Source organism: Paraburkholderia sp. EB58 (assembly GCF_050436665.1).
In the GTDB taxonomy this organism is placed as follows: domain Bacteria; phylum Pseudomonadota; class Gammaproteobacteria; order Burkholderiales; family Burkholderiaceae; genus Paraburkholderia.
In genome coordinates, this window is the sequence record NZ_JBNDMQ010000004.1 from 40,778 (window position 1) to 54,580 (window position 13,803).

Below are 13,803 nucleotides of genomic sequence, written 5' to 3' on the forward strand. Positions count from 1 at the left end.
TATGCCGTCCGCGCTGTCGTCTTTTGTTGGTGGACGGCTCGAGGCCGATCTATCTTCTTCAGAACCCGCGTCTGGCCAAGCGCCAGGCAAGATACAAAATCGGCGAGGTTGGCGAAACGCAAGGCATAAGCTATCTTCACGGCTTTCTGCGCCGGCTCGTAGGCTGGCCCGCGCAGCGGCGACCTTGACTCGCGGCGCCAACCGGTAGCCCGCGCCGGTGGCGCGCCCTGTTACCCCATGCATATCTAAAAAGGCCCATGAGCAAAGCCCCCCAAGCGTCTCCTGCCGATCCAGCCAGCGCTCCCGACGCCACGGACGCACCGGACAAACCGGGTGATTCCTATGTGCAGTCGTTTGCACGCGGTCTCGCGGTGATCCGTGCGTTCAACGCGGAGCGTCCCGAACAGACGCTCACCGACGTCGCCGCCGCCACCGGTCTCACGCGGGCGGGGGCACGGCGCATTCTGCTGACCTTGCAGACGCTCGGTTATGTCGAAACGGAGGGGCGCCTGTTCCGCCTCACGCCGAAGATTCTCGACCTCGGCTTCGCGTATCTGACCTCGATGCCGTTCTGGAATCTCGCCGAACCGGTGATGGAAGAACTTTCGGCGCACGTCCACGAGAGCGTTTCGGCGGCTGTGCTCGATCGCACCGAGATCGTCTATGTGCTGCGCGTGCCGACCCACAAGATCATGACCATCAACCTGTCGATCGGCAGCCGTCTGCCGGCGTATTGCACCTCGATGGGCCGTGTGCTTTTGGCCGCGCTCGACGACGAGACGCTCGACGCCACGCTCGGCTCGACGCCGTTATACGCCCACACGCCACGCACGGTCACCGACAAGGAAGAGTTGAAGAAGGTGCTCGCCCAGGTGCAACGCCAAGGGTGGGCAATCGTCGATCAGGAACTGGAAGGCGGCTTGATTTCGCTGTCCGCGCCGATCCGCAACCGGCAAGGGCGTGTGATCGCCGCGATGAATATCAGCGGCAATGCCCAGCGCAATTCGGCCAAGCAGATGGTGAAAGCGTTTCTGGAGCCGCTACAGCAAGCGGCGCAGAATGTGTCGGATCTGGTGGCGCGGCGCGGTTGAAGATGGGGCGCCGCATCATGCGTCTTCCTTCCTGATAGTTAGTTGCGTACGCAACCACCGGTCCGGTCGCCGCGTCACTGCCCCAGATAGCGCTCGACGAGCCGTGTCCAGTACGCCGCGCCGACGGTCAGATTGCGGTCGTTGAAATCGTAGTGCGGGTTGTGCACCATGCAGGCGTCCTCGCCCACGCCGTTGCCGATGCGCAGAAACGTGCCGGGCCGCTTTTGCAGCATGAACGCGAAGTCTTCGCTGCCCATCAGAATGTCGGTTTGCGCGACCACCTTGTCGTCGCCCACCAGCTCGCGGGCGACTTCGATTGCGAACTCTGTTTCCGCATCCGAGTTGACCACCACTGGATAGCCCTCGATATACTCGACGAGTGCCTTGGCGCCATAACTCTGCGCCTGGCTCTCAGCCAGCTCGATGACGCGTTTTTTCAGCAGCGCGCGGATCTCCGGGCTAAACGAACGTATGCTCAATTCGAGTTTGGCCGTGCTGGAAATCACGTTGTTAGCGGTGCCCACGTGCATCGAACCGACGGTCACAACGGCCGGTTGCGACGGATCGACATTGCGCGCCACGATGGTCTGCAAAGCCATCACGATGCTCGCCGCCACCACGACCGGATCGATCGTCAGTTGCGGACGCGCCGCATGCCCGCCTACGCCTTCGATGGTGATGATCGCCTTGTCGCCCGCCGACATGAACGGCCCCTTGCGGAACAGGAGCACGCCTGGCTCCGCACCCGGATGGTTGTGCACGCCGAACACGGCGTCGCAAGGAAAGCGTTCGAACAGACCGTCTTCGATCATCTTCTTCGCACCGCTATCGATCCCGCTTTCTTCAGCGGGCTGGAAATACAGATGCACCGTGCCCGAGAACCGGCGCGTCTTCGCCAGATGCTCTGCCGCGCCGAGCAGCATGGTGGTGTGACCGTCGTGGCCGCAGGCGTGCATCTTGCCGTGGGTGCCGCTTGCATACGGCAGGCCGGTCTGTTCGATGATCGGCAGCGCGTCCATGTCCGCGCGAATCCCGATGCTGCGCGTGCCGTCGCCCACCTTGAGCGTGCCAACCACGCCGGTACGCCCCACTCCGCGCGTCACCTGCCAGCCCCATTGCTCAAGCTTGTCCGCCACCAGCGCCGCAGTCGCGACCTCTTCGTAGGCCAGCTCCGGGTGATGGTGAATGTGGTGGCGGATTTCGCGCAGGTGCTCGGCCGCGGGCGCCAGATGCTCGACCTCGGTGAAATGGCCGGCAGGATGGGATGCTTCGCTCATCGTGGACTCCGAATGGGTGACGCCGCGGACAGCGCCGCGAACAGGAGAACACTATAGCAATACCGTCGCAGCACGCGGCACGCAAACCGTCGCTATAGCGGCGCCGTCACAGCCCGAAGGCAACCGCGCCGCGCACTACCTCGACGAATGCGCGGCCAGCGTCTTCGAGTGCGCCGGAATTGTCGATAGTGGTGAGGTGAACCCCATCGGGCAACGAGAACGGCGCGCGCCGCGCGAGGCGTGCCGCCACCTGTTCCGCGCTTTCGCGGGCGCGCGCGCCGAGCCGCGCTTCGAGTACATGGGGCGCCGCGTCGATATGGACCACATCGACCGCCGGATAGCGTCTGAGCGTTTGCTCCAGATGCTGGCGCGAGCCGTTGATCACCACCGTACAGCCACGCTCGAGCCACGCATCGATTTCGATGCCAATGCCATAACGCAGGCCATGACTCGACCACTCAAGCGCAAAGAGACCGAGCGCGCAGCGCACCTCAAATTCCTCAACGGTCAGTTCGACATGCGCTTCGCCATTGCCGCTCGGCCGCGTAATGTAGCGATGCGCAAACAGGATGGGTTCAGCCTTGAGGCGGTCGCGCGCAAAACCCAGCAGTGAATCCTTGCCCGCGCCGGACGGGCCCATCACATAGATCAAACGGCCATTCATTGTTGCGCCACTCCCCCAGTCTGAAACGGCAGGCGCTGCCACAGCACGAAGGGCTCGCCCGGCGCCGGTTCGACAAACAGCGCTGCACTGTCGACCACCAGCGGGCCGAGTCCGGCAATCCTGTCGTGCCACCACGCGACCAGCGCGGCGCGCTCATCCGCGGCTTCGAGCGAGCTCGATAGCGTCATGTGAAAACGGAATTCGTCGAAGACGTACGGATAGCCCCACTCGATCAGCAAGGTCCGCTGGCGCTCCGTCAGCGGCGCAGCCAGCCGGCGTGCCAGATCTGCGGAGGATGGCTTGGCCCGCAGCCCGCCGAGCGTGCGCAGCGCGCTGGCTGCAAGCTCCCGCATGGCGGCTTCGCCTTCGGACGCGGCCGGCCGCAGCGCGACGAAATCGCCAAGCGTCGCGGCTTCCACCGGCAAATTAAAGGGCGCTTGCTGCTGCGCCCAGCCACGTGCGTCATCCAGCACGGCGAGGGGTGTCACGCCGTCAGCGAGTCGAAAGGGAGCGACCAGCGTGCCATGCCAGCCATAACGGCGCGGCGCTTTCGTGAGCTCACTCACTGCGCGCACCAACGTTGGCGGTTGCGGCGGCGTGTACGGCACACCGCTCTCCACATCGCCGCCGAGCCATTCGGAGCCCGCTCGCCACCAGGCGGAATCGCGTGACGGCGCGTAATACACCGCGAAACGCGCTTCGGCAGACCACTCGAGCGCTTCGTTCACTACTTTGGTCGCGCTGCTCATACGTCGTTTTCCACCATCAGTTGCACGCGATCCGCGGCGAAGTGCGTGATGCCGTATTTGACCGGCACGCCTTCCAGATCGACGTCGACGTTCTCGACCCACAACACCGGCTGCTGCCGGTTGATATTCAGGCGCCGCGCCACTTCGGGCTCGGGCAGCACGCTGCCGATACGGCTCCACTTGCGCAGATAGTCGGACACGCCTAATTCAGCCAGCGCCTTGGTGATGCCGCCAGTGCGCTCCAGTACGTCGGGCAGATCCGGAAAACGCGCGGCCGGATACCAGCTGCGCGCAAAGGTCAGCGGCACGCCGTCCGATTCATGTATCGTCTCGATCCGGTAAACCGGCGCGCCGGCACGCACGCCCAGCGCCTTGGCGACGTTCGGTTCGGCCTTTACCCGCGCCGCCGACAACATCGCCCCGGCCGTCGCATGATGCTGCTGGCGCAGATTCTCGGTAAAGCGCGTGCGACGGCCGATCGAATAGTCGATTGCGCCCGGTTGCACGAACGTGCCACGCCCCTGCTCCACACTCACGAGGCCAAGCGCGGCAAGACCCAGCATGGCGCGCCGCACAGTATGACGGTTGACGTCGAAGCGCTTGGCCAGTTCGCCTTCGCTCGGCAGGCGTCCTTCTGCGCCGAAGCCGCTCGCCGCAATCTCGGCAGCGAGGATCTGCTCGATTTGCCGCCACACGGCAACGCCCGCGCCCCGTTCAAGCTGTGTGCCTGGCGTAGCGGTGTCGTTCGATGTCATGGTGCTGTCATTCCCTTCGGTTCAAATATTCGTTGTGACGTGCATTGTAGTGCGCAAGCCGTGATGGAAATATGAAAACACGAGCGCGCTGCAGACACAACCACTTTACCTCCAAACGTCTAGACGTTTAGATGAATAGATGGTCAAATGATGACTCGCTGGAATAACAGGAACCCCGATGAGTGCCTCTTCCGCCTCGCCTTCCTCCGCCATGCGGCGCGCATGGATGGCCGTACTGGCGCACACGCCGCGCGCCGAACTCGAAGCCGCACTGAGCCAGGCGCTGGAGGGTGCCAGCCCGCCTGAATTCGACTGGCTGCGGCCGCCCGAAACCGGCCTCGCCATGGTGCGCGGACGCATCGGCGGTAGCGGCGACGCTTTCAATCTCGGCGAAGCAACCGTGACCCGCGCCACGCTGCGCTTGCGCAGCCCGGCCGAGCACGCGCCAGTCGGCGTCGCCTGCCATCTGGGCCGCGACCGTCGCCGCGCCGAACTGGCGGCACTCGCCGACGCGCTGCTGCAATTGCCGGAGCAGCATGCGCATCTGCACGGTCAACTGATCGAGCCGCTCGCCGCCCAGCTCGCCGCGCAGCGGGCAACGCGCCGGCAAGAAGCCGCTTCGACGCGCGTCGAATTCTTCACGATGGTGCGGGGCGACTGATGGACAACCTGACGAAAAACGCGATGAATCCCTCACAGATTGCCCTTTCCACGCTGGCACCGGGCTTTACCGATCCGGTCCACGACACTCAGGCGGTGTTCCGCACACTGCTCGATGCGTTGTCGCGGCCGGGCACGGTTGGAGTGGTGGAGCACGTCCTGCCGGCGTCGCAAGCAACGGGCACGCATCGCTCGCGCGCCGATCTGGCTGCATTGGCGGCACTCCTTACGTTGTGCGATTACTCGACGCCCGTGTGGCTCGCGCAGCCGGATGCAGCATTGGCTTCGGCGCTGCGCTTTCATACCGGCGCACCGCTCGTCGACGACGTGCATGACGCTGCGTTTGCCTATATCCATGACGCCGCGTTGATGCCGGAACTCGAGCACTTTTCGCTCGGCGCGGCGGAAACGCCGGAGCAGTCGGTGACCATGCTGATCCGTGTCGAGGCACTGAGCGGTGGACCGCAGATCGTACTGAGCGGCCCCGGCATCGAGCACACCGCCACCATCTCGCCGGTCGGTCTGCCTGAACATTTCTGGCGCGATCGCGCCACCCTCGCGCCGCTGTTTCCATGCGGCATCGATTGCTATCTCGTCTGCGGCAGCAAGCTGATCGGCCTGCCACGCACAACTCAAGCAAAGGTGAACTGATGTACGTAGCCGTCAAGGGTGGAGAACACGCGATCGAAGCATCGTGGCGTCTGCTCGACAAGTCGCGCCGCGGCGATCCGCGGCTCGCCGAGTTGAGCGTGGGGCAAATCCGCGAGCAGTTGCGTCTTTCGGTGGCCCGCGTGATGACCGAAGGTTCGGTGTACGACGAAGATCTCGCAGCGCTTGCGATCAAACAGGCCGCCGGCGATCTGGTGGAAGCGATCTTCCTGCTGCGCGCGTATCGCACGACATTGCCGCGTTTCGGCTACACGCAGCCGCTCGATAGCGAAACCATGGTGGTCGAACGCCGCATCTCGGCGACGTTCAAGGACCTCCCGGGTGGGCAGTTGCTTGGTGCGACTTACGATTACACGCAGCGTCTGCTCGATTTCAAGCTGATGGCTGAAGCGCAGGCCAACGGCGGCGACTCGACAAGCGGCCACGCTGCACAACAACCGCGTGCTGCGCTTCAGGAGCCCCCTGAAGCCATGCCGCGTGTGGTGACGCTGCTCAACAAGGAAGGCCTGATCGAACAGGAAACGCCGCTGACCGGCACGCCCGAACCCGGCGACCTCACGCGCGAGCCGCTCGCGTTTCCGGCGAGCCGCGCAACGCGTTTGCAGAATCTGGCGCGCGGCGACGAAGGCTTTTTGCTGGCGATGGGCTATGCAACGCAGCGCGGTTACGCAAATTCGCATCCGTTCGCGGGCGAGATCCGTTTCGGCTCGGTGACGGTCGAGATGGAACTCGACGAACTCGGTGAAGCGGTGGAAATCGGTGAGATCGACATTACCGAATGCCAGATGATCAACCAGTTCGCCGGCAGCACCGAAGTGCCGCCCACCTTCACGCAAGGCTACGGCCTCGCCTTCGGCCATTCGGAACGCAAGGCGATGGCGATGGCACTGGTGGACCGCGCGCTGCGTGCCGAAGAACTCGGCGAAACGCTGGCGTCGCCGACCCAGGACATTGAATTCATGCTGTCGCATAGCGATAACGTCGAAGCGTCCGGTTTCGTGCAGCATCTGAAACTGCCCCACTACGTCGACTTCCAGGCCGAACTCGAACTCGTGCGGCGCTTGCGTGCGGACCATGCTGCGCAAACGGCACAAACCGCACATACGCCCGACGCGGTCGAGGCGACGCAAGCCTCGCAACCGCACACCGGCCACGATCAAGAGGAGCAAGCGGCATGAACGCGCCCGACACTCAACTGGCCAGCGCACCGTACGACAGCGCGGCTGAAGGCTACAACTTCGCCTATCTCGACGAACAGACCAAGCGGATGATCCGCCGCTCGCTGCTGAAAGCGGTCGCGGTGCCGGGTTATCAGGTGCCGTTCGCTTCGCGCGAAATGCCGTTGCCGTTCGGCTGGGGCACAGGCGGTATTCAGGTGACCGCAGCAATCATTGGCCGTAGCGACACGCTAAAGGTGATCGACCAGGGTTCGGACGAAACCACCAACGCGGTCAATATCCGCCGCTTCTTTGCACGTACCACCGGCGTGGCGACGACGCGCCGCACCTCGGAAGCGACGATCGTGCAGACGCGTCACCGGATTCCCGAGACGCCGCTCACCGACAAGCAGATTCTCGTCTACCAGGTGCCGATGCCTGAGCCCTTGTTCCGGCTCGAACCGCGCACCGCCGAAACCAAGAAGTTGCATGCGCTGGCCGACTACGGCCTCATCAGCGTGAAGCTCTATGAAGACATCGTGCATCACGGCGGTATCGCCACCACCTACGACTATCCGGTGATCGTCAACGAGCGCTATCTGAGCTCGCCCTCGCCGATCCCGAAGTTCGACAACCCGAAGATGCATATGAACCCCGCGCTGCAGTTGTTCGGCGCCGGGCGCGAACGGCGCATCCATGCGATTCCGCCGTACACGAAGGTGCGCAGTCTCGACTTCGACGATCATCCGTTCGAAATCCAGCGCTGGGAACACGCCTGCGCGCTGTGCGGATCGAAAGAAAGCTTCCTCGACGAAATGATCGTCGACGATGCGGGCAAGCGCATGTTCGTCTGCTCGGATAGCGACTACTGTCACGACCGGCGCGAACAGCAGGCAGACGAGACCGGTGCAATCGCTGAAGGAGAATCCGCATGACAGCGCGCATGACCCCGCTTCTGAGCGCCCGCGCCATCACGAAGCAATTCGGCGGCCGTAACGGCTGCAGAAACGTGAGCTTCGATCTGTATCCGGGCGAAGTGCTGTGCATCGTCGGCGAATCAGGTTCGGGCAAGACGACGTTGCTGAACACGCTCGCGCTGCGTACCGAAGCCGATAGCGGCACGCTGCACTACCACGCCACGCACGGCGATATGCTCGATCTGCGGGCATTGTCCGAGCCGCGCCGCCGCTTGCTGATGCGCACCGAATGGGGCTTCGTCCAGCAGAATCCGCGCGACGGCCTGCGCAGTGGCGTCTCCGCCGGCGCCAATATCGGCGAGCCGCTGATGGCAGTCGGCGCGCGCCACTACGGCCAGATTCGCCATACCGCGACGCAATGGATGGAGCGCGTCGAACTGGATGCCACGCGTATCGATGAATTTCCGGCCGCGTTTTCCGGCGGTATGCAGCAGCGTTTGCAGATTGCCCGCAATCTCGTCACCGGACCGCGACTCGTGTTCATGGACGAGCCGACTGCCGGTCTCGACGTGTCCGTCCAGGCGCGGCTGCTCGATCTTTTGCGCACGCTCACCAGCACGCTGCATCTGTCGGTGCTGATCGTGACGCACGATATTGGCGTGGCACGTTTGCTCGCGCATCGCTTGATGGTCATGCAAGGCGGCGAGGTTGTCGAAGCGGGATTGACCGATCAGGTGCTCGACGATCCGCAACACCCCTATACGCAAACGCTGGTTTCTTCCGTCCTGCCGGTTTGAGGTCCACGATGTCATCCATCGAAACACACGCGTCCGAACGCGCTTTCATCGACAACGCAGCGCTCATGCTGCGCGCCGTCAACATCGGCAAGACCTTCACGCTGCATGCCCAGGGCGGCGTGCAAATCGATGCGCTCGCGGGCGTCTCACTCGAAGTCGAACAGGGCGAATGCGTCGTGCTGGTCGGGCCGTCAGGCGCGGGCAAAAGCACGCTGTTGCGCTGCCTGTACGGCAACTATCTGGCGAGTTCGGGTTCCATTGCGATCCGCTCGGATGCACACGATGCGCAGCACGTCGCCATTACCGGCGCCGAACCGCATGATGTGCTGCGCCTGCGGCGCAATGTGGTGGGCTACGTGAGTCAGTTCCTGCGCGTGATTCCGCGTGTGACTACGCTCACACTGGTCGCGGAACCGCTGGTCTCGCGCGGTGTGGCCGAAGACGAAGCGCGCGAGCGCGCCGCCGCACTGTTGGCACGCCTGAATGTGCCCGAGCGGCTGTGGTCGCTTGCGCCTGCAACGTTTTCAGGCGGTGAACAACAACGCGTAAACATTGCGCGCGGCCTGATCGCCGGGCATCCGCTTCTTCTGCTCGACGAACCCACCGCTTCGCTCGACGCCGAGAACCGCGACGTGGTCGCCGATCTGATCATCGAAGCACGCGAGCGCGGTGCGGCGATTGTCGGTATCTTCCACGATGAAGATACGCGCACGAAAGTGGCCACACGCCGCCTTGAACTCCAGCCGCCGCTGCGTCGTCAAGCAGCGCTACACTGAAGTAAAACCGACTACGGAGCAATTTCGATGTTGATCAGGAACGCTCGCATCGTGACGCGAGACGAAGTATTTACCGGCGTGGTGCGCATCGAAGACGGCAAGATCCACGACGTCGAGCGCGGCACGACCTCCGCACGCGAAGCCGAAGACTGGGACGGCGATTACCTGCTGCCGGGTCTGATCGAACTGCATACGGACAATCTCGAGAAGCATCTGGCGCCGCGCCCCGGCGTGCTGTGGAATACGGATGCCGCTTTCGTGATCCACGACGCGCAGGTTGCAGCGGCCGGCATCACTACCGTGTTCGACGCGCTTGCCATCGGCTCGCGCGCGAACGCCGGCCTGCGCGACCGCGATGTGCAGACGCAATGCGCGATGGCCCTCACCCGTTTCTCTGAACGGCGCTTGCTGCGCGCCGAGCATTTTCTGCATCTGCGCTGCGAGATCGCCACCGCCGATGTCGTGGAAGTGTTCGACTCCCTATGCGAGCACCCGCTGCTTCGGCTTGCCTCGGTGATGGATCACACGCCGGGTCAGCGCCAATGGCACGACCGTGAACAATGGCGCCGCTTCCAGGAACGCAACGGCAAGCTGAGCGACGAGCACGTGAGCACGGCACTGGCCGAACTGACCGTTGAGCAGGAACGTTATGCCGACGTCCACCGCCGCGAGATCATTGCACGCTGCAAGGCGCTCGGCTTGCCGGTGGCGAGCCACGACGACACGCTCGTCGAGCACGTCGAACAGGCCGCCGCCGAGGGCATTGTGCTGGCAGAGTTTCCGACCACCCGCATCGCCGCCGAAGCGGCCCGCGAGCATCGCATCTCCACGATCATGGGCGCACCGAATATCGTGCGCGGCGGTTCGCACTCGGGCAATGTCTCCGCGCTCGAACTGGCCAAGGCGGATCTGCTCGACATTCTGTCGTCGGATTACGTGCCGTCGAGCCTGCTCACCGCCGTGTTCGAACTGGTGGAGAAGGCGGGCTGGACGCTGCCGCGCGCCATGGCGACCGTATCTGCCGAACCCGCGCGCACAGCTGGGCTGCATGATCGCGGCGCGATTGCGCCGGGTCTGCGGGCCGACTTCGTGCGGGTGACGATGCTCGATACGCTGCCGGTGCCGCGCGCCACGTATCGCGAGGGTGCGCGGATCGTTTAAGCGCGGTGCGGGGCCCGAACGGCAAAGTTGCGCATTTGCGTCACTTATTTGCGTCTTTTACCTCTCCGCATCTTTACGTTCGCCAAGGCCGTGCGCGGTTTCGTCACCGCATTGGCCGGGGCGAACGCGCCCTCTTAGGCAACCTGCGCGGAAATCGGCCGCCCCTGTGCATCAACCCACTCACGGATCGAATGCCGTTGATTTAATTGCGAAATCCTGGCGATTAGCGTGGGCAACGGGAGCCCTTCATGCATGACGCATGACGATGCCACTAGCCCCATCAAGCCGGCAGGCAGCACGGTCAGCCCATCAGAACAAGCGCACACAAGGCGAATCCAACCGCGCGCCGCATGCAAACTCCGAGTGCCTTGTCAAGGCGCCATCCGGTGTTTTACTGAGTACGTAAACTTTTTGAACTGATAAGCTTTGCCCGCGCTGCTGGCCGCCCGGGTCCGCAGCCGTTCAACCCTGCCCGGTTGTGAGTCGCGCCGGACACTATCTCGCAGCGGCACAACCGCGTGCGTGAGTAATACGAACTACCACCGAGGAGTAAAACAGTGAAAAAACTGCTAGCGGCTTTGACGGTTGCTCTGCTTGCCACCGTCTCGATTGGCGCACACGCGAAAGACTGGACCACCATCCGTTTCGGCGTTGACGCCAGCTACCCCCCGTTCGAATCGAAGGGTTCGGACGGCAAGCTCGTCGGTTTCGATATCGACCTCGGCAATGAAATCTGCAAGCGTCTGAACGCGAAGTGCGTCTGGGTCGAAAACGACTTCGACGGCATGATCCCGGCACTGAAGGCCAAGAAGTTCGACGGCGTGCTGTCGTCGATGTCGATGACGCCGCAACGTGCGGAACAGATTGCCTTCTCGGCAAAGCTGTTCAACACGCCGACGCGCCTCGTCACCAAGAAGGGTTCGGGTCTCCAGCCGACGCCGGAATCGCTGGCAGGCAAGTCGGTGGGCGTCGAACAGGGCACGATCCAGGAAACGTACGCGAAGACCTACTGGGAGCCGAAGGGCGCCAAGGTTGTGTCGTACCAGAACCAGGACCAGGTCTACACTGACCTGCTGTCGGGTCGTCTGGATGCATCGCTGCAAGATGCCGTGGAAGCTGACATCGGCTTCCTGAAGACCCCGCGCGGTGCTGGCTACGAGTTTGCCGGCAAGGACATCGTCGACGAGAAGGTCCTCGGCAATGGCGCAGGCATCGGCATGCGCAAGGAAGACACCGATCTGAAGACCAAGGTCGACAAGGCAATCGCCGACATGATCAAGGACGGCACGTACAAGAAGCTCGAGAAGAAGTACTTCGACTTCGACGTGTACGGCAGCTAAAGCGAAGCTGGCGCGGCTTGCCGCGCCACTTCGAGTTGTGCAGACGGGCTCCGCAAAATGCGGAGCCCGTTTCGTTTGATGCTGCGCATCAATTCACATCCCGCCCGCATATCGGCTAAGATCGAGCGATTACGCTACGCCGCGCGAGCCGCACTCGCGGTGCAGCAAGCCTCCCAAAAGATCGATTTTCCAAACTGAAATCAACGACATAGCGCGACTCCTCGCGAGGCCGCCGCGCTTCAGACATCATGCAAACCCAAACCCATCCGCTGATTTCCCCGACGCTCGGCACCGCACGCAACCTGACGAGTTTTCACTACGGTCCCGGCGGCGGGCAAAAAATCTACATCCAGTCTTCGCTGCACGCCGACGAGCTGCCCGGCATGCTGGTGTCCTGGGCGCTGCGCAACAAGCTGGCTGCGCTCGAAGCCGCGGGCAAGATCAAGGGTGAGGTCGTCATCGTGCCGGTGGCGAACCCGATCGGTCTGAACCAGCATTTTCTCGGCCACCACACGGGCCGCTTCGAGACCAATACCGCGCAGAATTTCAACCGCAACTTCCACGATCTGTCCGCCCTCGTGCAACCGGTGATCGAAGCGCGCCTGACCGACAACATCGACCAGAACCGCAAAGCGATCCGCACCGCAATGCGCGAAGCGCTCGATGCGATCAAACCGGAAACGGAACTGGAATCGCAACGCCTCGCGCTGCAAAAACTCTCGTATGACGCCGATGTCGTGCTCGACCTGCACTGCGACTGGGAAGCGGCCATGCACCTCTACACGAATCCGGACCTGTGGCCGGAAGTCGAGCCGCTCGCGCGCTATCTGGAAGCCAAGGCTTCGCTGCTGGCGCTGAATTCGGTCGGCAACCCGTTCGACGAAATCCATAGTTTCTGCTGGTCGGATCTGCGCGGCCGTTATGGCGATCGTTTCCCGATCCCGAACGGCTCGGTCTCGGTGACGATCGAACTGCGCGGCCAGCGCAACGTCTCGTACGAATTTGCCGAGCACGACGCGCAGGGCATCATCGAGTATCTGACGCAACGTGGCGTGATCGACGGCACTGCGGCGCCGATGCCCGCGCTCGAATTCGCCGCGACGCCGCTCGCCGGCGCTGAGCCGATCGTTGCGCCGATTAGCGGCGTGCTGGTGTATCGCACGGAAGTCGGCACCTGGGTCGACGCCGGTCACGAGATCGCCGATATCGTCGACCCGCTGACCGGTCAAGTCGTGACACTCAAGAGCACCGTCGCCGGCGTGCTGTATGCGCGGCATCTGACGCGCTTTGCGACCGTTGGGCTTGAATTCGCCCGCATCGCCGGCGCGAAGGCATTCCGCTCGGGATCGTTGTTGTCCAACTGATTGATGCGATGACGGTGGCGGCAGAGATGCCGCTGCCGGTTTGGCTGTCCGTCGTCATATGGCGCAGAATAAATTAGTTGTACTTGTCATTGCCCATCGCATCTCACGGACATGGGTTATTCATTTTTGTTGGCTATTCATTTTCATCGCGCCGCCATTGGTTATTGATTTTGAATGATGAGGGCCTCACGCTGCGATCCCGCCTCTTTTCAATAATAAAACTGGGTACCACGGTTTTATATACCTTATTATCCGCAACAATCCTCGTCCGCACGCCAGCACAGGCGTTAGCCGCGCGCACGACTTTCGTCATGTCAATCATTCGAATGTCGCATTCGTACGACAGATTCCGCAAATAATCTAGCTGTCACATTCCTTACCTGTCGCTCCCTTAAATTGGCGGCCATCGCGCGACCTGCCCAAAGA

The 13,803-nt window shown here is 62.9% G+C and carries 14 protein-coding genes; 10 read left to right on the forward strand and 4 right to left on the reverse strand.

Annotated features, from left to right (window positions below; translation table 11 throughout):
• Positions 1-257 precede the first annotated feature (257 nt).
• On the forward strand, positions 258-1,091 hold the full coding sequence (locus P3T40_RS07375; protein WP_429267032.1) for an IclR family transcriptional regulator: 834 nt from the start codon (positions 258-260) through the stop codon (positions 1,089-1,091).
• 74 nt (positions 1,092-1,165) lie between these two features.
• Here P3T40_RS07375 and P3T40_RS07380 read toward each other — a convergent pair whose 3' ends face one another.
• The 4 genes from P3T40_RS07380 to phnF all read right to left on the reverse strand — a co-directional run bounded on the left by P3T40_RS07380 (position 1,166) and on the right by phnF (position 4,536).
• Positions 1,166-2,368 carry a M20 aminoacylase family protein gene (locus P3T40_RS07380; protein ID WP_429267033.1) on the reverse strand — a complete coding sequence of 401 codons (1,203 nt, stop codon included), beginning with the start codon at positions 2,366-2,368 and terminating at the stop codon, positions 1,166-1,168.
• Positions 2,369-2,474: 106 nt separating this feature from the next.
• The gene (gene phnN, locus P3T40_RS07385) at positions 2,475-3,032 is read right to left on the reverse strand and encodes a phosphonate metabolism protein/1,5-bisphosphokinase (PRPP-forming) PhnN (protein WP_429267034.1); all 558 of its coding nucleotides are present in this window, start codon (positions 3,030-3,032) and stop codon (positions 2,475-2,477) included.
• Complete coding sequence (locus tag P3T40_RS07390) at positions 3,029-3,781, reverse strand: DUF1045 domain-containing protein (RefSeq protein ID WP_429267035.1); 753 nt, start codon at positions 3,779-3,781, stop codon at positions 3,029-3,031. Before P3T40_RS07390 ends, phnN begins: the two co-directional genes overlap by 4 nt.
• Complete coding sequence (phnF, locus tag P3T40_RS07395) at positions 3,778-4,536, reverse strand: phosphonate metabolism transcriptional regulator PhnF (RefSeq protein WP_429267036.1); 759 nt, start codon at positions 4,534-4,536, stop codon at positions 3,778-3,780. Before phnF ends, P3T40_RS07390 begins: the two co-directional genes overlap by 4 nt.
• Before the next feature lie 178 nt (positions 4,537-4,714).
• On the opposite strand from phnF, the gene phnG reads away from it, so the two are divergent.
• From phnG to P3T40_RS07440, 9 genes are all read left to right on the forward strand, one after another.
• Complete coding sequence (gene phnG, locus P3T40_RS07400) at positions 4,715-5,197, forward strand: phosphonate C-P lyase system protein PhnG (protein ID WP_429267037.1); 483 nt, start codon at positions 4,715-4,717, stop codon at positions 5,195-5,197.
• Between the two features lie 23 nt (positions 5,198-5,220).
• Positions 5,221-5,847, forward strand: a complete 627-nt coding sequence (gene phnH / locus P3T40_RS07405; protein ID WP_429267038.1) for a phosphonate C-P lyase system protein PhnH — start codon at positions 5,221-5,223, stop codon at positions 5,845-5,847.
• Complete coding sequence (locus P3T40_RS07410) at positions 5,847-7,043, forward strand: carbon-phosphorus lyase complex subunit PhnI (RefSeq protein WP_429267039.1); 1,197 nt, start codon at positions 5,847-5,849, stop codon at positions 7,041-7,043. Before phnH ends, P3T40_RS07410 begins: the two co-directional genes overlap by 1 nt.
• Positions 7,040-7,957: an alpha-D-ribose 1-methylphosphonate 5-phosphate C-P-lyase PhnJ gene (locus P3T40_RS07415; protein WP_429267040.1), complete on the forward strand. Its 918-nt coding sequence runs from the start codon at positions 7,040-7,042 to the stop codon at positions 7,955-7,957. The genes P3T40_RS07410 and P3T40_RS07415 overlap by 4 nt, the downstream gene beginning before the upstream one ends.
• Positions 7,958-7,965: 8 nt before the next feature.
• Entirely contained in the window at positions 7,966-8,736 is a 771-nt protein-coding gene (gene phnK, locus P3T40_RS07420) for a phosphonate C-P lyase system protein PhnK (protein ID WP_429267318.1), read from the forward strand.
• 8 nt (positions 8,737-8,744) lie between these two features.
• The gene (phnL, locus tag P3T40_RS07425) at positions 8,745-9,512 is read left to right on the forward strand and encodes a phosphonate C-P lyase system protein PhnL (protein ID WP_429267041.1); all 768 of its coding nucleotides are present in this window, start codon (positions 8,745-8,747) and stop codon (positions 9,510-9,512) included.
• Between the two features lie 27 nt (positions 9,513-9,539).
• Complete coding sequence (locus P3T40_RS07430) at positions 9,540-10,673, forward strand: alpha-D-ribose 1-methylphosphonate 5-triphosphate diphosphatase (RefSeq protein WP_429267042.1); 1,134 nt, start codon at positions 9,540-9,542, stop codon at positions 10,671-10,673.
• A 557-nt stretch (positions 10,674-11,230) separates the two neighbouring features.
• Positions 11,231-12,013 (forward strand): ABC transporter substrate-binding protein, encoded by a 783-nt coding sequence (locus P3T40_RS07435; RefSeq protein ID WP_429267043.1) that lies wholly within the window; start codon positions 11,231-11,233, stop codon positions 12,011-12,013.
• A gap of 248 nt (positions 12,014-12,261) precedes the next feature.
• Positions 12,262-13,377, forward strand: coding sequence for a succinylglutamate desuccinylase/aspartoacylase family protein (locus P3T40_RS07440; protein WP_429267044.1), 1,116 nt, complete (start codon positions 12,262-12,264; stop codon positions 13,375-13,377).
• Positions 13,378-13,803 lie beyond the last annotated feature (426 nt).